General features: G+C 67.3%; 24 protein-coding genes and 1 riboswitch. Of the genes, 4 read left to right on the top strand and 20 right to left on the bottom strand.

The window, feature by feature from the left end:
• Nucleotides 1-45: 45 nt before the first annotated feature.
• Complete coding sequence (locus CXZ05_RS10210; protein ID WP_258006535.1) at nt 46-1,395, top strand: PLP-dependent aminotransferase family protein; 1,350 nt, start codon at nt 46-48, stop codon at nt 1,393-1,395.
• 51 nt (nt 1,396-1,446) lie between these two features.
• Here the strand turns inward: CXZ05_RS10210 and CXZ05_RS10215 are convergent, their stop codons facing one another.
• Complete coding sequence (locus tag CXZ05_RS10215; protein WP_102972499.1) at nt 1,447-2,052, bottom strand: LysE/ArgO family amino acid transporter; 606 nt, start codon at nt 2,050-2,052, stop codon at nt 1,447-1,449.
• 69 nt (nt 2,053-2,121) lie between these two features.
• On the opposite strand from CXZ05_RS10215, the gene CXZ05_RS10220 reads away from it, so the two are divergent.
• Nucleotides 2,122-3,033 carry an ArgP/LysG family DNA-binding transcriptional regulator gene (locus CXZ05_RS10220; protein ID WP_102972500.1) on the top strand — a complete coding sequence of 304 codons (912 nt, stop codon included), beginning with the start codon at nt 2,122-2,124 and terminating at the stop codon, nt 3,031-3,033.
• 20 nt (nt 3,034-3,053) lie between these two features.
• On the opposite strand, the gene CXZ05_RS10225 is transcribed toward CXZ05_RS10220, so the two are convergent.
• From CXZ05_RS10225 to CXZ05_RS10250, 6 genes are all read right to left on the bottom strand, one after another.
• Nucleotides 3,054-4,598 carry a cytosine permease gene (locus CXZ05_RS10225; RefSeq protein ID WP_102972501.1) on the bottom strand — a complete coding sequence of 515 codons (1,545 nt, stop codon included), beginning with the start codon at nt 4,596-4,598 and terminating at the stop codon, nt 3,054-3,056.
• Nucleotides 4,595-5,008 (bottom strand): nuclear transport factor 2 family protein, encoded by a 414-nt coding sequence (locus CXZ05_RS10230; RefSeq protein WP_102972502.1) that lies wholly within the window; start codon nt 5,006-5,008, stop codon nt 4,595-4,597. Before CXZ05_RS10230 ends, CXZ05_RS10225 begins: the two co-directional genes overlap by 4 nt.
• A 257-nt stretch (nt 5,009-5,265) precedes the next feature.
• Nucleotides 5,266-6,192, bottom strand: coding sequence for a LysM peptidoglycan-binding domain-containing protein (locus CXZ05_RS10235; protein WP_102972503.1), 927 nt, complete (start codon nt 6,190-6,192; stop codon nt 5,266-5,268).
• A gap of 3 nt (nt 6,193-6,195) precedes the next feature.
• Nucleotides 6,196-6,396: riboswitch (cyclic di-AMP (ydaO/yuaA leader) on the bottom strand.
• Between the two features lie 118 nt (nt 6,397-6,514).
• Nucleotides 6,515-7,888: an NAD(P)(+) transhydrogenase (Re/Si-specific) subunit beta gene (locus tag CXZ05_RS10240; RefSeq protein ID WP_102972504.1), complete on the bottom strand. Its 1,374-nt coding sequence runs from the start codon at nt 7,886-7,888 to the stop codon at nt 6,515-6,517.
• Nucleotides 7,885-8,235: an NAD(P) transhydrogenase subunit alpha gene (locus CXZ05_RS10245; protein WP_102972505.1), complete on the bottom strand. Its 351-nt coding sequence runs from the start codon at nt 8,233-8,235 to the stop codon at nt 7,885-7,887. Before CXZ05_RS10245 ends, CXZ05_RS10240 begins: the two co-directional genes overlap by 4 nt.
• Complete coding sequence (locus CXZ05_RS10250) at nt 8,235-9,521, bottom strand: Re/Si-specific NAD(P)(+) transhydrogenase subunit alpha (RefSeq protein WP_102972506.1); 1,287 nt, start codon at nt 9,519-9,521, stop codon at nt 8,235-8,237. Before CXZ05_RS10250 ends, CXZ05_RS10245 begins: the two co-directional genes overlap by 1 nt.
• Nucleotides 9,522-9,700: 179 nt before the next feature.
• On the opposite strand from CXZ05_RS10250, the gene CXZ05_RS22835 reads away from it, so the two are divergent.
• On the top strand, nt 9,701-10,948 hold the full coding sequence (locus tag CXZ05_RS22835; protein ID WP_146033082.1) for a hypothetical protein: 1,248 nt from the start codon (nt 9,701-9,703) through the stop codon (nt 10,946-10,948).
• Nucleotides 10,949-10,967: 19 nt separating this feature from the next.
• Here the strand turns inward: CXZ05_RS22835 and CXZ05_RS10265 are convergent, their stop codons facing one another.
• The 12 genes from CXZ05_RS10265 to CXZ05_RS10320 all read right to left on the bottom strand — a co-directional run bounded on the left by CXZ05_RS10265 (nt 10,968) and on the right by CXZ05_RS10320 (nt 22,707).
• Nucleotides 10,968-11,807: an IclR family transcriptional regulator C-terminal domain-containing protein gene (locus CXZ05_RS10265; RefSeq protein ID WP_102972509.1), complete on the bottom strand. Its 840-nt coding sequence runs from the start codon at nt 11,805-11,807 to the stop codon at nt 10,968-10,970.
• 117 nt (nt 11,808-11,924) lie between these two features.
• Nucleotides 11,925-12,608, bottom strand: a complete 684-nt coding sequence (locus CXZ05_RS10270; RefSeq protein ID WP_102972510.1) for a 3-oxoacid CoA-transferase subunit B — start codon at nt 12,606-12,608, stop codon at nt 11,925-11,927.
• A 1-nt stretch (nt 12,609) separates the two neighbouring features.
• Nucleotides 12,610-13,299, bottom strand: coding sequence for a 3-oxoacid CoA-transferase subunit A (locus CXZ05_RS10275; protein WP_102972511.1), 690 nt, complete (start codon nt 13,297-13,299; stop codon nt 12,610-12,612).
• Between the two features lie 3 nt (nt 13,300-13,302).
• Nucleotides 13,303-14,523 carry a thiolase family protein gene (locus tag CXZ05_RS10280; protein WP_102972512.1) on the bottom strand — a complete coding sequence of 407 codons (1,221 nt, stop codon included), beginning with the start codon at nt 14,521-14,523 and terminating at the stop codon, nt 13,303-13,305.
• A 78-nt stretch (nt 14,524-14,601) separates the two neighbouring features.
• Entirely contained in the window at nt 14,602-15,054 is a 453-nt protein-coding gene (gene pcaC / locus CXZ05_RS10285) for a 4-carboxymuconolactone decarboxylase (RefSeq protein ID WP_102972513.1), read from the bottom strand.
• Nucleotides 15,051-15,869: an alpha/beta fold hydrolase gene (locus CXZ05_RS10290; RefSeq protein ID WP_102972514.1), complete on the bottom strand. Its 819-nt coding sequence runs from the start codon at nt 15,867-15,869 to the stop codon at nt 15,051-15,053. Before CXZ05_RS10290 ends, pcaC begins: the two co-directional genes overlap by 4 nt.
• The gene (locus CXZ05_RS10295) at nt 15,862-17,379 is read right to left on the bottom strand and encodes a lyase family protein (protein WP_102972515.1); all 1,518 of its coding nucleotides are present in this window, start codon (nt 17,377-17,379) and stop codon (nt 15,862-15,864) included. The genes CXZ05_RS10290 and CXZ05_RS10295 overlap by 8 nt, the downstream gene beginning before the upstream one ends.
• Nucleotides 17,376-17,966 carry a protocatechuate 3,4-dioxygenase subunit alpha gene (gene pcaG / locus CXZ05_RS10300; RefSeq protein ID WP_102972516.1) on the bottom strand — a complete coding sequence of 197 codons (591 nt, stop codon included), beginning with the start codon at nt 17,964-17,966 and terminating at the stop codon, nt 17,376-17,378. The genes CXZ05_RS10295 and pcaG overlap by 4 nt, the downstream gene beginning before the upstream one ends.
• Nucleotides 17,959-18,861: a protocatechuate 3,4-dioxygenase subunit beta gene (pcaH, locus tag CXZ05_RS10305; protein WP_180987348.1), complete on the bottom strand. Its 903-nt coding sequence runs from the start codon at nt 18,859-18,861 to the stop codon at nt 17,959-17,961. Before pcaH ends, pcaG begins: the two co-directional genes overlap by 8 nt.
• Nucleotides 18,862-18,907: 46 nt before the next feature.
• Nucleotides 18,908-20,836, bottom strand: a complete 1,929-nt coding sequence (locus CXZ05_RS10310; RefSeq protein WP_102972517.1) for a bifunctional sugar phosphate isomerase/epimerase/4-hydroxyphenylpyruvate dioxygenase family protein — start codon at nt 20,834-20,836, stop codon at nt 18,908-18,910.
• Entirely contained in the window at nt 20,836-21,717 is an 882-nt protein-coding gene (locus CXZ05_RS10315) for a shikimate dehydrogenase (RefSeq protein WP_102972518.1), read from the bottom strand. The genes CXZ05_RS10310 and CXZ05_RS10315 overlap by 1 nt, the downstream gene beginning before the upstream one ends.
• Nucleotides 21,718-21,876: 159 nt before the next feature.
• Complete coding sequence (locus CXZ05_RS10320) at nt 21,877-22,707, bottom strand: IclR family transcriptional regulator (protein ID WP_180987349.1); 831 nt, start codon at nt 22,705-22,707, stop codon at nt 21,877-21,879.
• Between the two features lie 221 nt (nt 22,708-22,928).
• On the opposite strand from CXZ05_RS10320, the gene CXZ05_RS10325 reads away from it, so the two are divergent.
• Nucleotides 22,929-24,248, top strand: a complete 1,320-nt coding sequence (locus tag CXZ05_RS10325) for an MFS transporter (RefSeq protein WP_102972519.1) — start codon at nt 22,929-22,931, stop codon at nt 24,246-24,248.
• Nucleotides 24,249-24,399: 151 nt separating this feature from the next.
• On the opposite strand, the gene CXZ05_RS10330 is transcribed toward CXZ05_RS10325, so the two are convergent.
• Entirely contained in the window at nt 24,400-25,467 is a 1,068-nt protein-coding gene (locus CXZ05_RS10330) for an ATP-dependent DNA ligase (protein WP_102972520.1), read from the bottom strand.
• Between the last annotated feature and the right edge of the window lie 40 nt (nt 25,468-25,507).

The raw sequence follows: 25,507 nt of genomic DNA on the forward strand, positions 1-25,507 counted from the left end.
CCGCTGGCTCTGGACCAGCAGAGCCGCATTCCGCTTGCCGCACAGTTGGTCGGCCGCCTCCGGGAAGCCATCCTGGACGGCACCGTGAGGCCGGACCACACGCTCCCGGCATCGCGGCGTCTTGCCGCCGAACTGGGAGTCTCCCGCGGAGTGGTGGTCCGCGCCTACGAGCAGCTTGCCGGCGAGGGGTACCTGGAAAGCCGGGGCTCGGCCGGTACCCGCGTGGCGGTACGTTCTGACGGCCGGGGCATGGCTTCCGAAGGCATCCAGGCGGCATCCGGCAGGGAGCAATCGCCAACAATCGACCTCACGCCGGGACGGCCGTCCGGCGCCCCGTTCCGTGACAGCGACTGGCGGGCCGCGTGGCGGAAGGCCGTGGCCGAGCCGGTGGAAGTGGAGCTTCCGGCCGCCCTGGGAACTCCGAACCTTCGCGCTGCCGTGGCCGAGCACCTCGCCGCGTCCCGCGGACTGTCGGTGAGTGCCGACGACGTCGTCATCACGGCCGGTACCAGCGACGCCCTGCAGCTGATCGTCACGGCACTCCGCGGGCAGACGGACCGCCCCCGCGTGCTGATGGAGGACCCCGGCTATCCCACGGCCAGGCGGGTGCTTTCTGCGGCGGGAGCTGCGGTGGAAACCCTTCCGGTTGCCGACGACGGGCTGGAAGCGGCGCAGCTTGCGGCCGTTGCTCCCCGCCCTGATGCCATCCTGGTAACTCCCAGCCACCAGTACCCCCTGGGCGGCCGGATGCCGGTGAAGGAAAGGCTGGCTCTGCTGGCCTGGGCTGAAGCCAACCGCGTGGTCATCTTGGAGGACGACTATGACAGCGAGTTCCGGCACCGGCGGATGCCGCTGCCCGCCCTGGCCTCGCTGCCCTCCGCTGCCGACGTTGTCCTGGTGGGCACGTTCTCAAAGTCGCTGAGCCCGTGGCTGCGGTGCGGCTATCTCGTGGTCCGCGGCGCCTCAGGGCAGCGCCTCAAGAACGCACGGCTTGACCTCGGCACACCGGTTCCCGGGGTACTGCAGTCTGCCTTGGCCAACTACATCGCCGGCGGCGGCCTGGCACGGCACATCGCCCGGGCGCGGCGCCAGTACGCGCACCGCCGGGAACTGCTGCTCGACCGCCTCGGAGGGCGGGCTGACGTCCAGCTGGCGGCCCTGGACGGCGGCCTGCACGCCGTCCTCCGGCTCCAGTCGAACATTCCTGCCGAGCGTCTGGCCAAGGAAGCACTCGCGCTGGGGGTCCGGGTGGTGACCCTGGCAAGCTACTTTGCAGAACGGACACCGGAAAACGGCCTGGTCATCGGGTACGGCGCCCCGACCGATCTGCAGCTTGCCCGTGCACTGGACATCATCGCCGGGATACTCGATCGAATGGCCAGCGACAGCGGGTAACGAGCTGCCGCGGCTGCTGGCGGCGGAGCCATCGGTCTTTAGTTGTGAGCGTCAGTGTCCGGTTGCAAGTATGGCGGCCAGGGTGAGCATGAGCAGTGCCACGCCGCCGTCGAGGATGCGCCACGACGCCGGCCGCGCGAAAAAGCCGCTAAGCCCGCGTGCCCCGTAGCCAATGAGGGGAAACCAGACGGCGCTGCCGGCGGCGGCTCCAGCCCCGAAGAGCCATTTCCCCGAATCACCGTGGGAGTTGGCGAGCGAGCCCAGCAGCACCAGCGTGTCGAGGTACACGTGGGGGTTGAGCCAGGTGATGGCTGCGGCGGTGAGTACGGCTGACCAGACGGTCCCCCTGCCGGGAGAATCCGCCGCCTTAAGCGCCCCGGGCCGCAAGGCACGCCGCGCGGCGAAAACCCCGTACGCGAGAAGGAACGCGACACCGAACCAACGCACTACGGCGAGGAGCACCGGTGCGCCCTGGATGAGCGCACCGATCCCCGCGACGCCGGCCAGGATCAGGAGCGCGTCGCTGAGGAGGCACACCAGGACGACCGGCAGGACACCCTCACGCTTGAGGCCCTGCCGCAGGACGAACGCGTTCTGCGCTCCGATGGCGACAATGAGGCTAAGGCCGGCTCCGAGGCCGGTCAGAAAGGGAAGCATTCTTCGAAGGTAAGGCTGCAAAATCTGAAAAGCAATTCAGTTTTTCTGCAGTTCCATTAGAATATCTTTATGGAACTCGACCAGCTCAGGGCCCTGGCCGCCGTCGTTGACCACGAGACCTTCGACGCCGCTGCGTCGGAACTCCGCCTCACCCCCTCCGCCGTGAGCCAGCGGATCAAGGCACTCGAACGCTCCGTGGGCAGCGTGCTGGTACGGCGCCTCAAGCCGGTCCGGCCTACACCGGCGGGCGAACAGCTCCTCCGTTCCGCGCGCCAGCTCCTGCTCCTCGCCGACGAGGCGGTCCTTGCCCTGCGGGGGCCGGCGGGCAAGGAGGGGGACGGCGGCGGCGACGCGCCGCCGCCCAGCGCCGAGCGGCTGCGGGTACCCATCGTGGCCAACGCGGACTCGATCGCGACGTGGCTGCCGGCGGCATATCGGGAGATTGCGCTCGGCGGCCGCGTGGCCCTTGAGCTCTTGCGCGACGACGAACACTCGACGGCCGACCTGCTGCGGTCCGGCGACGCCGTCGGAGCAATCACCGCGGATCCCCGGCCGGTGCAGGGGTGCACCCTCCGCCCGCTCGGCACCATGGTGTACCGGGCCAAGGCGTCCCGCGAGTTCGTGGCCCGCTGGTTCCCCGACGGGCCGACGCCGGAGGCCCTCGCCGTCGCCCCTGTCATGCAGTACGACCGGAAGGACACGCACCAGCTCGCTGTCCTCGCGCGCATCGCGCCGGACGCCACGCCCCCGCAGCTTTTCATGCCCGATTCAGTGCAGTTCGTCGAGTCGATTCACGCGGGCCTGGGCTGGGGCATGGTGCCGGACCAGCAGGATCCCGAGAACTCGCTCGTTGAGCTGGACCCGGAATGGAGCGAGGACCTGCGGCTCTACTGGCAGGTGTGGACGCTGGACTCGCCGGGCCTCACGGAGGTGACGGACGCCGTCGTCCGCGCCGCCCAGACGCTGCCGCAGCGAAACTAGTTTTCGGTGCGGCAGGGCCGTTAGGACAGCACGGATTCGAGATCTTTCCTCTCGTCAACGATCGGGATGTTCTTCGGCGCCGCTGCCCTGACGAACCTTGGTCCGGCCGGGCCATAGGCGTCGGCGGGTTCCGGGAACAGCCACAGCACCGAAGGATAAAGAACTGCGGCCAGGCCAATGGAAACGGGGATGCTCAGGTCCACCCCCGCCGCGAGGTTGCCAAGGGCGCCTACGAACTGGTTCGGAACGTTCACGAACATGATTCCCATGACTGCCGAGAAGATCCAGACGCCCATCGCCCGCCAGTTCCACCCGTGGTTGAACCAGTAGCGGCCGCCAACCTGTCGGCGGTTGAAGACCTGGAGGGAATCGGCGTCGTACCAGCCCCGCCGCGTCAGGTATCCGATCATCATCATGATCATCCAGGGAGCGGTGCAGGTAATGATGAGTATCGCGAACGTAGAGATGCTCTGCACGATGTTGAAAGCGAAGCGGCCCACAAAGATGAAGATGATGGCGATGGACCCGATGAACAACGTCGCCTGAATGCGGGAGAACCTGGGAAAGACGCTGGAGAAGTCGAGGCCTGTCCCATAAAGGGCGGTTGTACCCGTGGACATTCCGCCTACCAGGGCTATGAGGCAAACCGGCAGGAAGTACCAGGCAGGGGAAACGGCCAGGAGCCCGCCCACGTAGTCAGAGTTCTCAAAGAACGCCGGCGCCTCGGTGGCAATGATGGTGGCCGTGACCAGCCCGAAGCCAAACGGTACCAGGGTAGCCACCTGGGCGAGAAAGGCAGCAGCCATGACCTTTGGCTTCGGCGTCTCAGCCGGGATGTACCGCGACCAGTCGCCCAGGAACGCGCCAAAGGAGATCGGGTTGGACATGACGATCAGTGCCGATCCTATAAAGGACGGCCAGAACAGGGCGTCCGTAGCGGGGCCCGCTCCCTGTCCAAATGTCCCGGCGTAGGATGCGTCAAATGTGCCCGCGAAGGCGACGATGCCGAGCAGGAAAAGCAGGGAGGCCGCTACCACCGCGATCTTGTTGACCCAGAGCATGAAACGGAACCCGTAGATGCAGACAGTCAGGATCAGGACAGCAAAGAGGCCATAGGCGACGCTTAGCGTCACTGCATTTTGAGGTAGGCCGATGAGGCGGTTGGCCCCTCCTACCAGCGCGTCACCTGAACTCCACACGGAGATGGAGAAGAACGCGAACGCCGTCAGGAGCGACAAGAAGGATCCCACGACCCGGCCGTGCACGCCCAGATGTCCGGACGACGAAACGGCATTGTTCATTCCGTTGGTCGGGCCGAAAACGGCCATTGGGCACAGTATCAGGCCGCCAAACACCACACCCAGGACCGTCGCCAGCAAGGCGTCCTTGAAGGACAGCCCAAAGAGAATCGGAAACGAACCCAGAACCACCGTGGCAAAGGTGTTCGCGCCGCCAAACACCAGCCGGAACAGGTCCAGCGGCTTTGCGGTCCTGTCGGCGGCGGGGATCGGTTCGATGCCATGCTTTTCGACTTCAGTCACAGCAGGGGCTTTGTCGTTTGTCATGAGTTTGCCTTTGAGCTGGCAGGTGCCGGAGAGAGATGCTCGTGAACGGCGAGCACGCTGCCAGACTCCGTCCTGGTGAAAATGATGGTCTCCCTCTCGTGAAGGGTTTCTCTTGTGCCAGCAACATCGACGACGGTTTGGACATCATGGCTGAACACGGCGCATGGGCCAGCGATCTGGATGTGCGGATTGGAACTTGCGCACTCTGCGACCCGCCAACCTTCCTCGAGCCAGTGCTGCCACAATGCGCGGTATTCTCCGCGCGAGGTGAGGAGGTCCGGGTGGGAATGGAACAGGAAAGTTGCGTCAGGGGTGAAACAGTCAAAGTAGACGTCAGTGTCGGTGGCGGCGAAGGCGGTCATCAGCTTCTGCGCTGCTGACACAACCTCGGGGGCGGTGATTAGGTCCACGGGAACTCGCTCTCGGCGTTGCTTACAAAGTTTCCGCCGTGACGTGTCCCACCTCACATCCGGCCAGGCTGCCAGTTAACCCGGTCAAGTATCTGCGAGTCAACAAATGTTGCTCCACAGTGATTTTATTACCTGCCGATCCCGTCGTCTCCAGGCATACCCGCCTACCAGCTGGGCCACAACAGACAGCAGCGGCGGGTGCTGATGCACCCGCCGCTGCTGTGTGAACCGCTCCGCCTATTAGGCGGACGCCCTTGTTACGCGTTCACCCGCACGTAAGTGGAGCCGGTGAGCCAGGAGGCGGGGTGCACGATGGTTTCGTTGACACCGTTCATGCCGCTGCTGATGGCCTGGCCGCCGCCAATGTAGACGCCGACGTGTCCGGCGCTGATCATCAGGTCGCCGGGCTGCGGCGCGGAGACGGGAGTGCCGTACTGGTAGAACTGCGCGGGCGCCAGGTCGCCGACGGACTTACCGACAGAGCGAAGGGCCTGTTCCACCAGGATGGTGCAATCCTGGGTGGCACCGAGCTGCGCCCGGGCAGAAGCCACAATTGCTCCGCCCACGCCACTGGCTGATTGGGTTGCAGCTGCCGGTGTTATCGAGGCGGAGGCGTTGTAGATCCCCATGCCGGTGGGGGCTGCCGGTGCCGGCGCCGCGGGAACTGCCGGAGCGGCAGGAACCTCGGGCACGGCCGGTGCGGCCGGAGCCGCAGGCACTGCGGGGACTGCACCCGGTCCCGGGATGAGGATCTGGTCACCGGGGTAAATGACAGACGCCAGGGACAGGCCGTTCTCCGCGAGAAGCGTATCGAGGCTGACCCCGTGGCGTGCTGCGATGGCACCAAGGGTGTCGCCGGGCACAACGGTGTGCGACGCACCGGCAACAGCAGATCCTCCGCTTGCCGGCGCGGGGGCTGCCGGGGCGGGGACTGCCTGGGCAGGTGCCGCCAGCGCCTGGCCGGCGGCGGACTGCACAGCGGCAGCGTCCGGCGTCTCCGGAGCGTAGGCACCTGCGTGCGCGGGTGCTCCGGCGCCGAAAAGGAGCCCGGAAGCGACGGCGGCGGCGGCCGCCGGCTTGGCAACCGAGGCGGCGTTGGACTTCAGGGAATACGACAGGCCCTGCAAAGCGATGGACGTCGTCGGGGTGGCGCGGTGGCGCGCGGGCGTGAACTTACGTGACATGGTGGATTGCCTCTCCCATGCCTGCGGGGTGAGCTGTCGGGTTCGGATGGGAGTCACCCGGTCCTGCCCGCCGCTAGGCGGAGCGTCTGGACTTAACCCCTAGGCCTTGACTCGCAAGGCCGGTACAAAGGTGGTTCCCCCGTCCCTGCCTGTTGTGATAGCGAACGGATCCCGGTCAGCGGCAGGGCTCGGCATTCTGCCCGGGAATGCCCTGAGCGGAACCAGGGCACCGGCCGAGGCTATCGCACTCATGCCCCAGAAGTCACATTTCAGTAACGAGGGTGTGTCGAAAAGCGTGTGGACAACCCCCGGATGCTGCACCCTACAGGGCCTTCACCGCGCCCAGCACCTTCGTCAGGGACTCCTTGGCGTCGCCGAACAGCAGCGTGGTCTGCGGTTCGAACATGAGATCGTTCTCGATCCCCGCGAACCCGGGGCGCATGGAGCGCTTGAGGAACACCACCTGCCGTGCGTCCGCCACCTCGAGGATCGGCATCCCGTAGATCGGCGAGCCGGCGGTGGTCTTGGCGGCGGGGTTCACGACGTCGTTCGCGCCCACGACCAGCGCGACGTCGGCGGTGCGGAACTCGGAGTTGATCTCACCCATTTCCTTGAGCGACTCGTAGGGCACATTGGCCTCGGCGAGGAGCACGTTCATGTGCCCGGGCATGCGCCCCGCCACGGGGTGGATGGCAAAGTCCACGCGGGTTCCGCGGGCCTCCAGGGCCTGAGCCAGCTCTGCCGCCGTGTGCTGTCCCTGCGCGACGGCGAGCCCGTAGCCGGGAACGATGATCACGCGCTGCGCGTAGCCCAGCAGCACGGCCACATCCTCCGGGCTGGACGAGCGGACCGGACGGTCGCTCACGGCGGTGGATCCCGCCGTCGAACCTCCCCGGAACGCGCCGAACAGGATGCCGGCCACGCTGCGGCCCATGGCTGCGGCCATCGCCCGGGTGAGGATGGTGCCCGACGCCCCCACCAGCGTGCCGGCCACCACCAGGAGCACGTTGCCCAGCACCAGGCCCGACGCCGCAACCGCCAGACCGGTGAAGGCGTTGAGCAGCGAGATGACGATCGGCACGTCGGCGCCGCCCACCGGCAGCACCAGCAGCACGCCTGCCACCAGGCCCAGCAGCAGGAGCAGGAGGGCCAGGACCAGCGAACCCCCAAGCACGACGGCGGCAGCCGCGCCCACCGCTGCGAGCAGCACCGCGCCCATGAGCACCGGCAGGCCGGGGAACACCACGGGGCGGGTGGTCATGAGCTCCTGCAGCTTCGCAAACGTCACGGCGGAACCGGCGAAGGACACCGCCCCCACCAGCAGCGTGAAGACGACGGCGACACGCACCCAGGCGTCCTCCGCATGCGGCAGTTCCAGCAGCGCCACGAGGGCAGCGGCGCCGCCGCCCACGCCGTTGAAGAGCGCAACGAGCTGCGGCATCTGGGTCATCTTGACGCGCCTGGCCACGGGGGCGGCCACACCGGAACCGACCACAATGGCCCCAAGGATCAGGGGGACGTTGTCCAGCCGGGTGGAGAAAAAGACAGTGACCACGGCGACCAGCGCACCAAAGGCGCCGATGAGGTTGCCGCGGCGGGCGGTGCGCGGGGAATTGAGGCCTTTCAGCGCCAGGATGAAGAAGACGGCCGCGGCGAGGTAGAGCAGCGCGGTGACGTTGGGGTCGAGGAGGGTCACCGAGTGGCCTCCGTGTTCTCCTTGGTTTCACCTTGCGTGGCGCCTGCACCTGGCTTGGCCGGTTTATCCGGCTTGCGGCCGCGGAACATCTCGAGCATGCGGTCCGTCACCACAAAGCCGCCCACCAGGTTTGCCGTGGCAAGCACCACCGCCAGCAGCGCCACCGCAAGCACCCAGGGGTGCGTGGCCTGGCCGGCGACGATGATGGCGCCCACCAGGATGATCCCGTGGATCGCGTTCGCACCGGACATCAGGGGCGTATGCAGCGTGCTGGAAACCTTCGACACCACTTCGAAGCCGACAAACACCGCAAGCACGGTGATGGTCAGCAGGCTGATGCCGTCCATCAGACCACCCCTTCGTTTTCCGACGCCTTCACTGGCCCGTTCGCCAACTCATCGGCGAGTTCGCTGTCCGCCTCGTCGGCAGTGTCCTCCTCGGGCGCACCCCGTGGCGGCTCGCCTGACGCGCCGTCCGGCGCGTTCTCCCGGGTGAGCACCGCGAGGGCCTCGGCCGTCGGCGGGTGCCGCACCACGCCGTCGTGCGTCAGGCACGCACCTGCTATCACGTCGTCGTCGAAATCCGGGGCCACCGTCCCGTCCCGCGTCATCAGCGCCAGCAGGTTGGCCACGTTCTTCGCGTAGAGGCGGGAGGCGTCCGTGGGCATGGCGGACGGCGCGTCCTTGAGCCCGACGACGGTGACGGTCCCCTTTCCGTCGGCGGTGGGGACGTGGATGTCGCGGCCGGCTACGGACCCCTCGACGTTGCCGCCGGACTCCGCGGCGAGGTCGACGACGACGGACCCCGGGCGCATGCCCTGCACCATTTCGCGGGTCACCAGGAGCGGGGCGTGCCTGCCGGGAACCGCCGCTGTCGTGATCAGCACGTCGGCATCGGCGACGTGCGGTGCCAGCAGCTGCCGCTGCAGGGCGCCGCGGTCGGCGGTGAGCTCGCGGGCGTACCCGCCGGCCGCCTCTGCGGTCTCCAAATCCAGCTTGATGAAGGTGCCGCCCATGGACGTGACTTCTTCCGCGGAGGACGGCCGGATGTCGTTGGCGGAGACGCGGGCGCCGAGCCGCTTCGCCGTTCCGATCGCCTGCAGCCCGGCCACGCCGACGCCGAGCACCAGCACCCGCGCGGGCGGGACGGTTCCGGCGGCGGTCATGTAGAGCGGGAAGAAGCGGGGCAGGCGGATGGCGGCTTCGAGGACGCAACGGTAGCCGGCCACGAGGGCCTGCGAGGAGAGGGCGTCCATGGACTGGGCACGGGAGATGCGCGGCACGAGTTCCAGCGCGAAGGACGTGACCCCGCCTTCGGCGAGCGCCCTGACCGTGGCCAGTTCGGACGACGGCGAGGCCAGGCCCACGGTGACGGCACCGCGCTTCAGGGCTGTCGCCGCCGGAAGTTCCAGCGGACGGACGTGCGCGAGGATATCCAGCGCGGCGGGATCGAGGTCGGCAACGATCTGGGCGCCGGCCTGGCGGTATTCGTCGTCGGCATGCCCGGCCGAGACACCCGCCCGGGATTCGACCAGCACCTCCAGTCCGAGTCCGGCCAACTGTTTTACGGTTTCCGGCGTCGCAGCGACCCGCCGTTCGCCTTCCCGGCGCTCCCGCGCTATCCCCAGCTTCACCCGCCACTTCCCTTCCAACGGGTGCAGCGGCGCTTCTGCTCTTTTCCGGCCCGAGGACCGGACTCACGGAGCGGCACTGCTGCACGTAGTTGGCTAGAGTCTATGGCCCACGGGCGCGTGGCGGGAGGGTGACCCATCGAGTTGGTAACGAATACTGTCAGCCCCCTCACACTGGATCTATGGAAGCCATTGGGGGATTCACCGCAAATCGGGCCTTGAGGCCCGAGTTGATGCGGCAAGTCCCATATGCTGGGGCAATGTTCGATTGGGTTTCCGAAGTTTGGTCCTATTGGCTGACCACGTTTCTAAGCGCTGCGGCCGGAATAGGCGCGGAAAAGTTCCTCAACGTCTCAGGACGGGTTATCCAGCCGCTCTGGCACGCTTCATTTGGAAGAATGCACCGGCGCCGTCGGCGTCTCCGGGAAGAGAAACTTATCGGTGGCGCTGAAACGTTCGCCGTTGGTGCTGCCAAGCACCAAATCTACGTTCGGCAATTCGCGCCGAGCGGATTCGCAGCCGGCCACCTCACTGCGAGCAGAGTCCCCGATCAGCCCGCTCCGAGCCTCATCAGCAAGCTCAGGACGCCGCTTCAGCCTGCTGCGTCGGCTAGCTTTCACGAGGCGATCGAAGCAAAACGGCTGGAACTGGACTCCGCAGCAGAGTCTTGGAACGCCGAAAAGGTAGCCCTTCGACGGATAAGAGTCTCTCGGACGGGCAATCATGAAGAGCCAACACTTGACCTCGGATACGGCGTCACGGATTATGCGACATTTCAGGTAATAGCTTCCGCATGGGAAGGGCACTACAAGGGCTTCGGCGCAGGCCAAGACCTTGAAGCAGAAGATCTGCGAGATGTCCTCCCCGGCCTCTCCAACTCGTTCGGTATCAATCTCACCGTCGAGACTGCCGATGATCACCTCTTGCTGACGCAACGAAGCGCCAGAGCCAGCAGTGCAAAAAACCTCCGGCATATATCCGTGAACGAGGGCATGGCCCTGGCTGATATCGATCCGAAAACGGACTTGCCCGACCCTTACTTGACGGCCCTTAGAGGAATCGAGGAGGAGCTCGGAATGGACTTAAGCGAAGAGCCGGATATGCGGAGTAGAATCACATTCCACAGTCTGATATGCGACGTGACCCGTTACGAGTGGGCATTGTTGGGCCATGTGAATCTAACCCAGACCAAATGGACAAACGCGGTTATTCAGGGAGCTCGGAAACTTGGAGTGGCCCCGGATGACTGGGAAACGAACAAGCTGACTTTCGTCCCCTTGGACCGGAAATCCATCGAAAAAGTACTGGAAGATGATTCAGACTGGGTCGGCCATGGTTATATAAATCTGCTCCTCTCTGCAGTATTTCGGCTCAGAGGAGACAGAATCGCATTCATGAACAAGGCACGGGCAACGTTGATGAAGGGCTGACTGTGTACAGAAAAGTCCGCTAGCGCCCGCTGGAGAAGTCCGTAGAGATTCGTTCCGCCGTGGCGACAATTTCCTTCCGCACGGATTCGAGGTAGGCATCGCGGTCGGGCTTGGCGGCCACGGACTGTGCCTGCAGCGAAACGTTAACGGCGGCCACCACCTTCGTGCCGTGGTAAACAGGCGCGGCCACGGACATCAGCCCCAGTTCGAGCTCCTGGTCCAGAAGGCACCAGCCCTGGGCCCGGACTTTATCGAGGACGGCCAAAAGGTCCTTCACTGTGCCGACCGCACGCGGAGTGAGGGGCTTGATCTCCGCCACGGCCAGGTATTCCTTCAGTTGCTCCGGCGGGAGGCCGGCGAGCAGCACCCTGCCCATCGACGTCGCATACGCGGGGAACCTGGTGCCCACCGTGATGCCGATCGTCATGATCCGGCGCGTGGTAACCCTGGCGATATAGGCGATATCGGTCCCGTCCAGCACCGCCGCCGACGTCGACTCCCCCAGCTTCAGCGACAGCTCCTCCAGGTGCGGCTGCGCCAGCTGCGGCAGGGAGAGACCGGAGAGGTAGGCGTAGCCGAGCTGCAGCACCTGGGCCGTGAGCGCGAAGGTCTTGCCGTCGGTCCGCACGTAGCCGAGCTCCACCAGCGTGTGCAGGAAGCGCCGGGCCGTGGCGCGCGTGAGATCCGTGCGGGCGGCGACCTCGGTGAGCGTCATGTCCGCATGCTCGGTGTCGAAGGCGCGGATGACCGCGAGCCCGCGCGCGAGCGACTGCACATACTGGTCACTGGCCGCCGGCGTCGCGCCGTCCTTCGACGGGCGACCCGCCCGGGGCGTGGTCCCTGCTGCTGCGTCGGTCATGGTTACCAATCCTAATCGGCGCGAACGGACACTTCCGGCCCCGCCTCACACGCGCGAACTGGCAGCTAATTCCGTCAAAATCCGAGTTTGCGGTCATTTGCTGCCAGTTCGCGCTAGTCAGTGCTCGACGGCGGGGGCTGCGGTGAGGGGGACGGGGACCAGGGCCTGGAGCTCCTCGAGGCTGCAGCCGAAGGTTTCGCGGACGCGGACGCCGTCGGGGCCGGTGAGGAAGACTGCCTTGTCGGTGTAGACGCGGGTCACGCAGCCCACCCCGGTGAGCGGGTAGGTGCAGGCTTCCACGATCTTGGACGCGCCTTCCCGGGTCAGGAGGGTCATCATCACAAACACGTCCTTGGCTCCGGTGGCGAGGTCCATCGCGCCGCCCACGGCCGGGATCGCGTCCGGCGCGCCGGTGTGCCAGTTGGCGAGGTCGCCGGTCGCGGAGACCTGGAACGCCCCGAGGACGCAGATGTCCAGGTGCCCGCCGCGCATGATCGCGAACGAGTCGGCGTGGTGGAAGTAGGACGCACCCGGGAGTTCGATGACGGGGATTTTGCCGGCGTTGATGAGGTCCCCGTCGATCTGGTCCCCGGTGGCCACCGGACCCATGCCCAGCATGCCGTTTTCGGTGTGGAGCGTGATGTTCTGCTCCGGCACCAGGTAGTTCGAGACCAGGGTGGGCTGGCCGATGCCCAGGTTCACGAAGGACCCCGGTTTGATGTCCCGGGCCACCATGCGGGCGAGGTCGTCGCGTCCCAGCGGCGTTTCGGACGTCTGGATGGACGTTTCTACAAGGCTCATCTCAGGCCACCTGTTCTGCGGTGCCGGCGGCCGAGGCCACCTTCACGATGCTGTTGACGTAAATGCCGGGGGTCACGATGTTCTCCGGGTCCAGTGAACCGGTGGGCACGATCTCGGACACCTGCACGATCGTGTGCCTGGCCGCGGCGGCCATGATCGGGCCGAAGTTCCGGGCCGTCTTGCGGTAGACCAGGTTCCCGACGCCGTCGGCCTTCAGCGCCTTTATCAGCGCGACGTCGGCGTGAATGGGTGTCTCGAACACCTGGCCGCGGCCGTCGATGATCCGGGTTTCCTTGCCCTCGGCCAGCATGGTGCCGTACCCGGTGGGCGTGAAGAAGCCGCCGATGCCGGCCCCGGCGGCGCGGATGCGTTCGGCCAGGTTGCCCTGCGGGACCAGTTCCAGCTCGATCTCGCCGGCCTTGTACTTGGCGTCGAAGTGCCAGGAGTCGGACTGCCGCGGGAAGGAACAGATCATCTTGCGGACCCGGCCTTCCTTGATGAGCAGCGCCAGGCCCTGGTCGCCCTGGCCGGCGTTGTTGTTCACGACTGTCAGGTCCGTGGCGCCGCTGTCCAGCAGCGCGTCGATCAGTTCGAACGGCTGGCCGGCGTTGCCGAAGCCGCCGATCATCACGGTGGAGCCGTCCTTGACGGCCGCGACGGCCGCCCCGACGGTGTCAACGAAATTCAGCATCGCCTACGCCTTTCCATTAGAAGAAGTTACGTTTTCGAGGACGACGGCGAGGCCCTGGCCGACGCCGATGCAGATCGCGGCGACGCCCCACCGCTGTCCGGAGGCCTGCAGGCTCCGCGCGAGGGTGCCCAGGATGCGGGTACCGGAGGCGCCCAGCGGGTGGCCCATCGCGATGGCACCGCCGTGCCGGTTCACGATTCCCGGGTCGATCCCCCAGGCGTTGATGCACGCCAGGGACTGCGCGGCGAACGCTTCGTTAAGTTCGACGGCGCCCACCTGGTCCCAGCCGATGCCCGCCTTCGCGAGGGCCTTGTTCGCCGCCTCCACGGGGGCGAAACCGAAGAACTGGGGGTCGTTGCCGTGCGCTCCGCGCCCGGCGATGCGGGCCAGCGGCTCCAGTCCCAGGATCGACGACGCGTTCTCGGACCCGATCCAGGCCGCGGACGCGCCGTCGGACAGCGGGGAGGCGTTCCCGGCGGTCACGGTGCCGCCCACCTCGGCGCCTTCCGGCTCGGAGCGGAAGACGGTCTTCAGCGCCGCGAGCTTCTCCGCAGACGAACCAGGGCGGATGCCCTCATCGCGGACCAGGTCGGTGCCCGGAACCGGAGCCACCAGGTTGTCGTAGAACCCCTCGTCCCAGGCAGCGGCGGACAGGTTGTGCGAGGCAGCCGCGAACTCGTCCTGCTGCTGCCGGGTCACCCCGTACTTCTCGCGCAGCCGCTCGGTGGCCTCGCCCAGGGAGATGGTCCACTCCTTGGGCATCGCCTTGTTCACCAGGCGCCAGCCCAGCGTGGTCGACGCCAGGGTCATGTCCCCGGCCGGGTAGGGCTTGTCCGTCTTCGGCAGCACCCACGGCGCCCGCGACATCGACTCGGCACCACCCACCAGCACCACGTCCGCGTCGCCGGCGTTGATCTGCCGCGACGCAATAATCGCCGCATCCAGCGACGAACCGCACAAACGGTTCACCGTGGTGCCCGGGATCGAGACCGGCAGCCCGGCCAGCAGCGTGCCCATCCGGGCGATGTTGCGGTTCTCCTCGCCCGCGCCATTGGCGTTGCCGAACACCACCTCATCGATCCGCTCCGGATCCAAGCCCGGAGCACGCTTCACCGATTCCTTAATCACATGCGCGGCAAGATCATCGGGCCGGACCCCGGCGAGGCCGGAGCCGAACTTTCCGAACGGCGTGCGTACGGCGTCGTATACAAATGCCTGGTTCATGAATTCCTCGAATTCTCTGGGCCCGACTGGGTAGCACTTCAGGGCGTTATGAGGGCTCAGAACGCTATCTGCTGCTACCTAGTTGGGTGTGGTGGGGGTGTTGTCGGACCCGGTGCTGTCCATGTCATGGAAGACCTGCTGGGCCGTCTTGAAGGCGGTGTTGGCGGAGGGGACCCCGCAGTAGATGGCGGTCTGCAGCAGGATCTCTTTGATCTCGTCCCTGCTGAGTCCGTTGGTGATGGCCGCGCGGATGTGCATGGCCAGTTCTTCCCAGTGCCCGTGCGCCACCATGGCGGTGATGGTGACGGCGGAACGCATCTGGCGCGGCAGGCCCGGACGGGTCCAGATGCCGCCCCACGCGATGCGGGTGATCATGTCCTGGAAGTCCTCGGTGAAGGCGTCCTTCTTGGCGTTGGCCCGGTCGACGTGCGCGTCGCCGAGCACTTCGCGCCGGACCACCATGCCGCCGTCGTAAATGTCCTGGCTGGTGGCATCCGGCTGGACCACCCCGTTGCGCTGGTCGCGGCTCATTTCGCTCCTCCGCGGGTTTCGGTCCAGGAAATGAGGCTCCGCATCAGCTCGGCCACGTGGGCGGGTGCCTCGGCGGGCGCCAGGTGTGCCACGCCCTCGAGCGTGGCTGCTGAGGCGGTGCCGCCGCCGGCGGTGATGCCGGCGGCAACCTCTTCGGCGAACGACGGCGGGGCCACCCCGTCCAGCGCACCCGCCACCACCTGCGTCGGGACGGTGATGCTGCCGAGCTGGTCGCGCACGTCGAAGGCGGCCAGGGCCTCGCAGCAGAAGGCGTAGCTGAAGCGGTCGGCGTCCCGCAGGGAGTGCAGGAGCCGGCTGCTGAATTCCGGTTCGCGGTCCATGAACCCGGGCGCGAACCAACGTTCGGCTGAGCCCTGGATCATCACCGGCGTCCCTTGGGTGCGCACGGTCTCGGCGCGTTCCAGCCAGCCCTCGGGGGTGCCGAGCTTGGCGCCGGAGCACTGCACGGAGAGGCTCTTGAGCCGGTCGCCGTGCTTGATGCCCAGCTGCAGGCCGGTGGCCCCGCCCAGGGACACTCCGGCGTAGTGGAACTTCTCGCCGGGGGCGATCGAGTCGACGAGTTCGACGACGGCGTCCGCCAGGTCCGCGACGCTGAACGTTGCGGCGGCGGCGGCTGAGACACCGTGTCCGGGCAGGTCCCAGGCGACGACGTCGAGATCATTGCCCAGGAGCGAGCCGACCTGGCCCCACAGCACCGAGGAGGTGCCGAGCGACGGCCCGACGATCAGGAGCGGTTTGTCCCCCAGCGCGCGCTGGGGGGAAAGCAGCACTGCCTTCACTGCTGGTTTAGCCACGGGAATCTCCGTTTCCGTCTGGTTCGGTTGAAGTAAGCGCAAAGTCCGGGAAAGCCGCCAGGATCCGCCGCGAGATCTCGGCTGCCTGCCCGAGGTAGCTGGCGGGGTTGAGCAGCTCCTCCAGCTCGGCGTCGGAGAGCCTGTCCACGGGGACGGCCTCGCGCAGCAACCGGCGGTAGGTGGCGGCCTGTTCGGCCGGCGGCTCCTGCAGGGTCTTGTCGACGACGGCCTGCAGCTGCTGCTTGCCGTCCAGGCCGGCTCCGGGGGTGCCATTTCCGCCAGCGGGAAGAAGCGGTGCCACCGCGGCGGAGACGCCCTCGCTGAGCAGCAGCGGGCCGGACAGGTCCAGGTTCCGCCGCATGCCGTCGGGGAAGACCTGCAGCCCCTCCGCGAGTTCCCGCATGTGGCCGGCGGCACCGAGGGCCAGTGCGAGCAGCTGGCGCAGGGCCGGCCATTCGGTGTGCCACGCACCGTCGGGGCGTTCGTCGTTGAAGGTGGCCGCGGCAAGGTGCAGCTGCGCAGCCAGGCCGGGCGCCTGCAGGGCGGCGCTGCGGACCAGCACAGACAGCACGGGGTTCTGCTTCTGTGGCATGGCCGAGGAAACACCGCGGCCAGGCGCGCGGGGCTCTGCCACTTCCGCCACCTCAGGACGGCTCAGGAACAGGATATCCGCGGCGATCTTGCCGAGCGCGTCCACCACCGCGGCCACGGCGTCGCCCAGCGACGTCACTGCCGGCCGGCTGGTGTGCCAAGGTGCCGGCGCGGCGGTGAGCCCCAGCTGGCCGGCCAGTGCGTCCGACAGTGCGAAGGGGTCCGTGGTGGAACCTGACGTGAGTACCGTGCCGGCGGCCAGGGTGCCCGCCGCGCCGCCGAACTGCACCGGCAGCTCCAGTGCCTCGAGCCGGCGCGCTCCGGCCGCCAGCCCGTGGAACCACTGCGCCGCCCGAAGCCCGAACGTGAACGGCAGGGAATGCTGGGTCAGGCTCCTGCCGACGCACAGCGTGTCCGCATGCTGTTCCGCCAGGCGGGCGAGCGCCGCCGTCGTGCCTTTCACGTCGGCGAGCAGCGCCTCGACCGTGTTGCGGGCCACCACCATCAGGGCCGTGTCCAGCACGTCCTGGCTGGTCAGCGAGGTGTGCACTGCCTTCGCGGCACCGACACCGGCGCCGGCGGTGTCCAGCGCCTTGACCTGGGCCCGGAGGTCGGCCAGCAGCGGGATCACCGGATTTCCGCCGCCCTGGGCGCGCCTGGCAATATCGGCAAGATCGTACCGGGAGGCGTCGGCAGCATGGGCCACCACGGCAGCGGAACCGGCGGGAGCGAGGTCATGCTGCTCCAGCACCGCGGCCCAGCCGGCCTCGACGGCGAGAATTGCCGCGAGGACGGCCCGGTCGCCGGTCAGTGCCGCCACGAGGGGCGACGCCGACACAGGGCTCAGCAGACCAACGTCGCCGTAGAGCGCCGCATCGCCGTGAAGCCCGCCGGCGCCCGCTGCCTGGAAGCCGGTCACTTTGCGGCGCCCCCGGTTCCGGTTCCCTCGAAGTCGAGGAAGACGGTTTCGCCCTCGCCCTGCAGGCGGATGTCCCAGGTGAGCCCGCCGTCGGCGTCACGGCGTGCGATCAGCGTCTTGCGGCGCTCGGGGTCCAGGGACGACAGCAGGGGATCCTTGGCCAGTGCCTCCTCGTTCTCCGGCAGGTAAACGCGGGTGAAGAGGCGGTTCATCAGGCCGCGGGCAAAGACCGCGACGGAGATGAAGGGTGCAGCGCCGGGTTCGGTGGGGCCCGGGTTGACCGTGGTGAAGGTGTAGACACCGCTGTTGCCGACGGCGCTGCGGCCGAAGCCCGTGAAGGTGTAGCCGTCGCGGACCAGGGAGCCGGTCCGGTGCACGATGTTGCCCTCGGAGTCCGGCTGCCAGATCTCGAGGATGGCGTCCGGAATCGGGTGCCCGGCGCCGTCATAGACGGTGCCCTGCAGGCGGATGGACCCCGGGGATCCGGGCGCCAGCAGCTCGCGGTCCTTGTCGTAGGGCAGGGCGTAGCCGTAGAACGGGCCCACTGTCTGGCCCGGGGTGGGAACAAGCTTGGTGGAGTTACTCATGGTCATCGCCTTCCGCGCCCAGCGCCTCGTTCTCGGTCCAGGTCCGCTTGGAACCCGTCAGGACGATGTCCCAGTTGTAGCCCAGCGCCCATTCGGGCTCGGTCAGGTCGTGGTCATAGGTGGCCACGAGACGGTCGCGGGCGTCCTGGTCCACGATCGACTGGTAGATCGGGTCCAGCGGGAAGAGCTGGTCGCCGGGGAAGTACATCTGGGTGACGATCCGCTGCGTGAACTCTTGCCCGAACAGCGAGAAGTGGATGTGCGCGGGACGCCAGGCGTTGAGGTGGTTCTTCCACGGGTAGGCGCCCGGCTTGATGGTGGTGAAGCGGTAGGAGCCGTCCGGGCCGGTGATGCAGCGGCCCACGCCGGTGAAGTTGGGGTCCAGCGGCGCGGGGTGCTGGTCGCGCTTGTGGATGTAGCGGCCGGAGGAGTTGGCCTGCCAGATCTCCACCAGCTGGCCGGCAACCGGCCGGCCGTCGCCGTCGAGCACACGGCCGGCCACGATGATGCGCTCACCCTGCGGTTCGCCGTTGTGCTGGATGGTCAGGTCCGATTCCAGGGCGTGGACGTCCTGGTGGCCGAACGCCGGGGAGTACAGCTCGATGGTCTCCGGGTCCGCATGGTGCAGGCTCTTGGTGGGGTGGCGCAGGAGGCTGCTGCGGTACGGCGCGAAGTCCAGGCGCGGCTGGATTTCCGGCGCAGCACCGTCCTTCAGAGCCCGGGCGTAGGCGTCTCCGAGGGCCTTGATCTCCGCGCTGAGATCCTGCTGGGTTTCCACGCGGGGCTTCTCTGCCGGGGCGGCCATCGGGGCGGCTGGGGTTGCGGGTACTGCGTCCGACAGGTCCTCGGTCAGCGCGTCGGCGTTGTAGGTTGCGAGATTCACGTCTTCAGGCACAGCAGCCTCCTTTCAATCTGTGGTTGGGCAATCTGTGGTTGGGCAATCAGTGGTTGGTTTGGGTCAGGTCGTGCAGGTGGTCGTACTGGACGGCGTGGCGCACCGGTGCGTTGGGCGCCCCGTAGCCGTCGTAGTTGCCGCGGCGTTCCACCATTTCGAAGAACACGCTGCCCACCGTGGCGGTGTAGAAGTGCAGGAACTCGCCGTCGGCGTCGCGGTCGTACAGCAGGTTGAGGTCCCGGAGCGTGTCCAGGAAACCGGGGTCGAGGTCGAAGCGGGCGTCCAGATCCTCGTAGTAGTTCTCCGGGATCTGCAGGAAGGCCAGCCCCCGGTCGCGCGCGGCGCGGGCGGTGGCCACCAGGTCATCCACCGCGAAGGCGATGTGCTCCTGGTAGGTCCTCCGTGGGGCCGTCCCCGGGTCCGCGCCGTCCTGCTGGATGACCGGGGCCAGGTTCAGGACGAGGCGCACGTCCCGGTCCGAGGTCTGCATGACCTGGGACCGGACCAGGCCGCTGGGGCTGGCCACCTCGGCGTACGGCTGCGGCTCCAGCGCAAGTGCGCTCGTGTAGAAGAGGACAGCCTCGTCGAAGTGCTGCCACGGCTGGGCCAGGTTCACGTGGTCGATCACCGCCGTCCGGGCGCCGGAAGGTACCTCGAGCCCCTCACCGAACTCACGCGTCCAGGCGGCGGTACCGTCCGGGCTGCCCTGGCACAGGAAGATCTCCGTGGAGTCGGGGGCGGCGAAGCCCTGGAACACTTCCTCGTTGGCCTGGCTCTTCCGGGGAACCACCGGGGCCTTGAGCTGCTGGGCGCGGGCCGAGGCAATCACCGGGGAGTCGACGTCGAACCCCAGGGCGGCGATGGCCGGTTCGGCGGCTTCGGGGGCCTGTTCGTTGATGATCACCCGGGCGTGGCCCATGGTCCAGAGCTGGACGTCCTTGGTGCGGTGGCGGCCGTTGAACTCGAAGCCGAGCTGGCCGAGGACGGTTTCCAGCACTCCGGTGTCCGCGGCCTTGACCTCGGCGAAGTTGAAGCCGGCGGGCTCTGCCACCTGCGGCAGCGTGGCCAGTTCCATGGGATAACGACGGCGGGCACGGGCCGGAGGACCACCAGCAACAGTGCCCGTGGCACCACCGCTGACGGCCGGCGCGTTCGTGTCCAGCCACTTGGCGCTCTGCTCCTCCAGCCAGATCAGCGAGCGCATCGCGTCGACGGCGGTGCGTTCGACGTCGGACTGGCGGAAGACGTCGTTGAAGACCTCCAGCGAGACCGGCCCGGTGTAGCCGGCGCGGACCACGTGGCCCATGAACTTGGCGAGCTCGAACTGGCCCTCGCCCGGGAAGACGCGGTAGTGCCGGCTCCAGGAGAGCACGTCCATGGAGAGCTTGGGGGCGTCGGCCACCTGCACGAAGAAGATCTTGTCCGCGCTGATGGCCTCGATGGGCGCAGTGTCCCAGTCCCGGGACAGGATGTGGAAGGAGTCCAGGCAGGTGCCGAGGTTGGGATGGTCCACCATCTCCACGAGGCGGTGGGCGTGCTCGTAGTCGTTGACGTACTTGCCCCACGCGAGGGCCTCGTAGGCGACCTTGACGCCGTGCTCGCCCGCGAGGTCAGCCAGGGCGGCGAGCTGCGCGGCGCGGAGCTCGTCGTCGTCGATCGTGGCGGTGGCAACGTTGGTGCAGACCAGGATGGTGTCCATGCCCAGCCGGGACATGAGCCGGAACTTGGCCTCGGCCCGGCGGAGGTTTGCTGCCAGCAGGTCCTCGGTCACGCTGTCGAAGTCCCGGAACGGCTGGTAGAGGTCCAGCGTGAGGCCCAGGTCCGCGGCCATCTTGCGAACGTCCTCGGGGCTCAGCGACGAGGTGACCAGGTCCTGTTCGAAAATTTCGATGCCGTCGAAGCCCGCTATGGCGCAGGCCTGCATCTTTTCCTTCAGCGTGCCGGAGAGGCAAACGGTGGCGATTCCGGTGCGCATCAGACGGCCACCCCTTCCGCGGCGATGAGCTCCAGGAAGTGCGAGCGCATCCGTTCGGCGTCTGGTTCGAGCCCGGTGAAGATCCGGAAAGCGTCGGCGGCCTGGCCCACGGCCATGCGCCCGCCGTCCAGCACCTGGCAGCCCTTGGCCCGCGATTCGCGGACGAGCTCGGTTTCGATGGGGCGGTAGACGATGTCCGCCACCCAGTGCCGGGGCTCCACGAGGGCCATGTCCAGCGGGGTGCCGGGGTGGGCGGCCATCCCCACGGGGGTGCAGTGCACCAGCCCGTCAGCGGCGGGCATCAGCTGCGGCAGCTCCGCCGTCGTGCGTGCGGTGACGGTGCGGTCCGGGAAGAAGCCGGCCAGTTCGGCGGCGCGTTCGGCGCAGCGCGCCGGATCCATGTCCACGAGTTCCAGCGTCTGCACGCCGGCCGTGAGCAGGGCGTAGGCGACGGCGGATCCGGCGCCGCCCGCTCCCAGCTGCACCACGCGGTCCAGCTGGGCGTCCGGAAGTCCGGAGGCGAGGGCGGCGGCAAAGCCGGAGAAGTCTGTGTTGTGGCCGATGAACCGGCCGTCCTGGATCACCACGGTATTGACGGCGCCCAGGCGTTCGGCATCCGGGGCGATCTCGTCGAGGTGCTGGAGGACCAGCTGCTTGCACGGGTGCGTGATGTTCAGCCCGTTGAAGCCCATCCGGTAGGCGCTTTGCAGCAGGTCGCCGACGGCGGTGGCCGGCAGGTCGAGCTCGTGCAGGTCGATGGGCCGGTACAGGTAGCGGACGCCCTGGACGTCGCCTTCGCGCTCGTGCATGGGGGGCGAGAGCGACGGCATCACGCCGTCCCCGACAAGTCCTATGAGGTAGGACTCGGTTCGATTGCTCATGCGTGCGGCTCCTTTGACAACGGCACTCGACCGGCTTGGGCGCCTGCTGCGCCCCACGCTGGCCGGGTGATACGGATAACAGTACAGGAAAAGTTCATATGATGCACTTTTGTTCTAGATACGAACAAGGTGGCTTTGGGCAGCACTGCCGGCGCGACTCTAGCGCTGGGGCAGCCGGGCGGAAAGCTCGACGGCGGCCGCCTGCAGGAGCGGAACCAGCGCCACCATCGCCTCCATGCTGAGCCGGAACACCGGAGCAGCGGTGGCCAGGGACGCAAAAGCGACGCCCTGGGAGTTGAAGACGGGCACGGCTATGGCGCGCATGCCCAGCTCGTTTTCCTCATCCATGACCGCGTATCCCTGCCGCCGGACCTTCTCGATCTCGGCGCGGAAGGCGTCCCGGTCGGTGATGGACAGGGTGGTCAGCGGCTCCAGCGGAAGCTCCTCAAGCAGCCGTTCGCGGTCCTCATCCTCCGCGAACGCGACGAGCGCCTTGCCGACGGAGGTGGTGTGGAGCGCGCCGAGAAACCCGGGGTCACTGGTCACGCGGAAGGTCTGCGGGCCGTCCACCTTGTTCACCGTGAGGTGGTGGATGCCGTCGCGGACGGAGAGGATGGTGGCTTCCCCCGTCTGCTCTGTGACGCGGCGCAGGATGGGCAGCGCCGTGCCGGCGAAGCCGTGGTGGTTGGAGACCCGCTGGCCCAGCTGGAAGATGCGCAGGCCGAGGTGGTACCGGCGGCCGTCCGGCTCGTAGTCCACGAACCCATCGCGGGTGAGCGAGCCGAGGAGCCGGTAGGTGGTGCTGAAGGGAAGGTCCGCGCGCCGGGAAATCTCTGCCGCGCTGGCTCCGCGGGGCTCATCCCCCAGCAGCACCAGCAGGCCCAGGGCCTTGCCCACCATGTCGGTGCGGGGCTCCCCCTTGGCGGGTGCTGCTGCTTCAACGGGGGTATCTGCGGAGGCGTCTTCGCCTGTGGCTTCCTTCACACTCATAAGTCGATGTTGCCACAATGTGAGAGCTATTTCTAGATCGTGAGCAGGTTTCTTGACAGGTGACTGTCCTCACAGCCATCATTGCTGTATCGCACAAGTAGCTCTCACCATGTGGCTACTAAGTCCGGGTCTTCCAAGGACCTCCACCGCCCCCTCCCAACAAGGACGGCGGCCGCGACCTGATTTATCCCGCGACAACGTCGTCCCCCTGAAGGAACACCATGAGCCAGACCATTCCGTCCGCCGCGCCGGGCACTGTTGCCCCGGCCGGGACACCGAAGAAGGCAGCCCTTGCCAGCTTCCTCGGCAGCGCCGTCGAGTACTACGACTTCTTTATCTTCGGCTCGGCAGCCGCACTGATCTTCCCGCACGTGTTTTTCCCGAGCGCCGACGCCAACGCCGCCATCATGTCCTTTGCGACGTTTGGTTTTGCCTACATCGCGCGGCCCATCGGCGCCGTTGTCCTGGGACACTTTGGTGACCGGGTGGGCCGGCGCAAGGTCCTCATGTTCACCCTGGTCCTCATGGGCGCCTCCACCTTCCTGATCGGCTGCCTGCCGGACTTCAACACCGTCGGCTGGTGGGCTCCGGCCCTGCTGGTGCTGGCCCGCCTCTGCCAGGGCCTCTCCGCGGCCGGTGAACAGGCCGGCGCATCCTCCATGACGCTGGAGCACGCTCCGGACAACCAGCGTTCCTTCTTCACGTCGTGGACCCTGACCGGCACGCAGGGCGGCCAGATCCTGGCGGCCCTCGTCTTCATTCCGGTGCTCGCGCTGCCCGACGAGCTCAAGTACGGCATCGGCTGGCGGATCCCCTTCTGGCTCAGCGCCGTGGTTGTCATTGTTGCCTTCTTCATCCGCCGCAGCCTGCACGAGCCGCCGGCCTTCGAAGCCGCCCAGAAGTCAGCCCAGATCGCCAAGCTGCCCGTGGCCGACCTGCTCAAGGCCCACTGGCGCGACGTCCTCCGGGTCATCTGCTGTGCCTTCATCGCCGCCGTCTCCACGGTGTTCGGCACCCTCGCCATCAGCTACGCCAAGACCGTTGCCGGCGTGGACGGCACCACCACGCTCTGGCTCGTGGTGGGCGCCAACCTCGTTGCACTGGGCACCCAGCCGCTGTTCGGCAAGCTGGCGGACCGGATCGGCCGGAAGCCCGTGTTCATCTACGGCGCCCTGTCCAGCGCGGCGCTGGCCCCGCTGTTCCTGCTGAGCCTTGAGTCCGGCAACGTGCCGCTGATGTTCGTGGCCGCCATCGTCTTCTTCTCCTGTGGCTACGCAGCCTCGAACGCGGTCTGGCCGTCCTTCTATGCCGAGATGTTCAGCACCAAGGTCCGCTTCTCCGGCCTGGCCATCGGCACCCAGCTCGGCTTCCTCATGGCCGGCTTCGCCCCTGCCATCGTCGCGGCCATGGGCGGCATCAAGCCCGGCGGCTGGGTGCAGATCAGCATCTTCACCGCGGTCATCTGCGTCATCGCCGCCGTCTCCGCCTTTACGGCAAAGGAGACCTTCAAGGTTCCCACCAAGGAGCTCGGGCTCAAGTAGCCCGCAGTCCGCCTGCCCCAGGCGCGACCCGCCGTCGTGACCCCGTTTGCTCCCCAAACCGGGTCACGACCGGCGGGTCGCCGCGTTTTGGGCCGATTTTGGGCTTAAAGAAGGTCACGACGGCGGGCCATTGTCGGGCTTTAACTGGCCCTCAGGTGGCGAGCACCTCGGCGAGGTCGAACTTCACCGGTTCCTCGAGCTGTTCATAGGTGCAGGACTCCGGGTCCCGGTCCGGCCGCCAGCGGACGAACTGCGCCGTGTGGCGGAACCGCTCACCTTCCATGTGGTCGTATTTCACTTCCAGCACCCGCTCCGGCCGGAGCGGCGTGAAGGACAGGTCCTTGCCCGCACTCCACCGGCTTCCCTCCGCGTTGCGGGGTGTCCGGGTGCCGTCCTCCTGCTTGGCCCAGGCCCACGGGTGCTCGTCGAAGCTGGTGACCAGGGGCTGGAGCTCCTCGAAAAGCTCCTTGCGCCGCTTCATCGGAAAGGCGCCCACCACACCTACGCTGGCGAGTTCGCCGTCGGGCCTGTACAGACCCAGCAGCAGCGAGCCGATCGCGTCCGGGCCGCTCTTGTGCACGCGGTAGCCGGCCAGGACGCAGTCCGCGGTCCGTTCGTGCTTGATCTTAAACATCACACGCTTGTCCGGCTGGTATGGCCCGTCCAGCGGCTTGGCAATGATTCCGTCCAGGCCGGCGCCCTCGAACTGGTGGAACCATTTTCCGGCCAGCTCCGGATCCTGTGTTGCGGCGGTCAGGTGAACCGGGGCGCCGGCTGAGGCAAACGCCTCTTCCAAGGCCGCGCGCCGTTCGGCGAACGGACGGCCGCTGAAGTCCTCGTCGCCGAGGGCGAGCAGGTCGAAGGCCACGAACTTCGCCGGCGTCTGTTCCGAGAGCATCTTGACCCTGCTGGCAGCGGGATGGATCCGCTGCTGCAGGGCATCGAAGTCCAGCCGGTCGCCGGAGGAGCCCACCAGGATGATCTCGCCGTCGAGCACGCATTTGGGCGGCAGGTTGGCCTTCAGCGCCTCCACGAGTTCGGGGAAGTAGCGCGTCATCGGCTTCTCGTTGCGGCTGCCGATCTCCACGTCGTCGCCGTCCCGGAAGACGATGGAGCGGAATCCGTCCCACTTGGGCTCGTAACTCAGGCGGCCTTCAGGGATGGCGCCGACCGATTTGGCCAGCATGGGGGCGACAGGGGGCATGACCGGCAGCTGCATAGGCCCCATTCTTGCCCGGGACCTTGCCGGACGCTACCCC

This window comes from Arthrobacter sp. AFG20, assembly GCF_002892795.1.
In the GTDB taxonomy this organism is placed as follows: Bacteria; Actinomycetota; Actinomycetes; order Actinomycetales; family Micrococcaceae; genus Arthrobacter.

Excerpts from the sequence above, each read along its gene's own strand:
- CXZ05_RS10215 (WP_102972499.1), bottom strand. The coding sequence starts at position 2,052 with ATGCTTCCCTTTCTGACCGGCCTCGGAGCCGGCCTTAGCCTCATTGTC.
- CXZ05_RS10220 (WP_102972500.1), top strand. The coding sequence starts at position 2,122 with ATGGAACTCGACCAGCTCAGGGCCCTGGCCGCCGTCGTTGACCACGAG.
- CXZ05_RS10225 (WP_102972501.1), bottom strand. The coding sequence starts at position 4,598 with ATGACAAACGACAAAGCCCCTGCTGTGACTGAAGTCGAAAAGCATGGC.
- CXZ05_RS10235 (WP_102972503.1), bottom strand. The coding sequence starts at position 6,192 with ATGTCACGTAAGTTCACGCCCGCGCGCCACCGCGCCACCCCGACGACG.
- CXZ05_RS10245 (WP_102972505.1), bottom strand. The coding sequence starts at position 8,235 with ATGGACGGCATCAGCCTGCTGACCATCACCGTGCTTGCGGTGTTTGTC.
- CXZ05_RS22835 (WP_146033082.1), top strand. The coding sequence starts at position 9,701 with ATGGAAGCCATTGGGGGATTCACCGCAAATCGGGCCTTGAGGCCCGAG.
- CXZ05_RS10265 (WP_102972509.1), bottom strand. The coding sequence starts at position 11,807 with ATGACCGACGCAGCAGCAGGGACCACGCCCCGGGCGGGTCGCCCGTCG.
- CXZ05_RS10270 (WP_102972510.1), bottom strand. The coding sequence starts at position 12,608 with ATGAGCCTTGTAGAAACGTCCATCCAGACGTCCGAAACGCCGCTGGGA.
- CXZ05_RS10275 (WP_102972511.1), bottom strand. The coding sequence starts at position 13,299 with ATGCTGAATTTCGTTGACACCGTCGGGGCGGCCGTCGCGGCCGTCAAG.
- CXZ05_RS10280 (WP_102972512.1), bottom strand. The coding sequence starts at position 14,523 with ATGAACCAGGCATTTGTATACGACGCCGTACGCACGCCGTTCGGAAAG.
- pcaC (WP_102972513.1), bottom strand. The coding sequence starts at position 15,054 with ATGAGCCGCGACCAGCGCAACGGGGTGGTCCAGCCGGATGCCACCAGC.
- pcaG (WP_102972516.1), bottom strand. The coding sequence starts at position 17,966 with ATGAGTAACTCCACCAAGCTTGTTCCCACCCCGGGCCAGACAGTGGGC.
- CXZ05_RS10310 (WP_102972517.1), bottom strand. The coding sequence starts at position 20,836 with ATGCGCACCGGAATCGCCACCGTTTGCCTCTCCGGCACGCTGAAGGAA.
- CXZ05_RS10315 (WP_102972518.1), bottom strand. The coding sequence starts at position 21,717 with ATGAGCAATCGAACCGAGTCCTACCTCATAGGACTTGTCGGGGACGGC.
- CXZ05_RS10320 (WP_180987349.1), bottom strand. The coding sequence starts at position 22,707 with ATGAGTGTGAAGGAAGCCACAGGCGAAGACGCCTCCGCAGATACCCCC.
- CXZ05_RS10325 (WP_102972519.1), top strand. The coding sequence starts at position 22,929 with ATGAGCCAGACCATTCCGTCCGCCGCGCCGGGCACTGTTGCCCCGGCC.
- CXZ05_RS10330 (WP_102972520.1), bottom strand. The coding sequence starts at position 25,467 with ATGCAGCTGCCGGTCATGCCCCCTGTCGCCCCCATGCTGGCCAAATCG.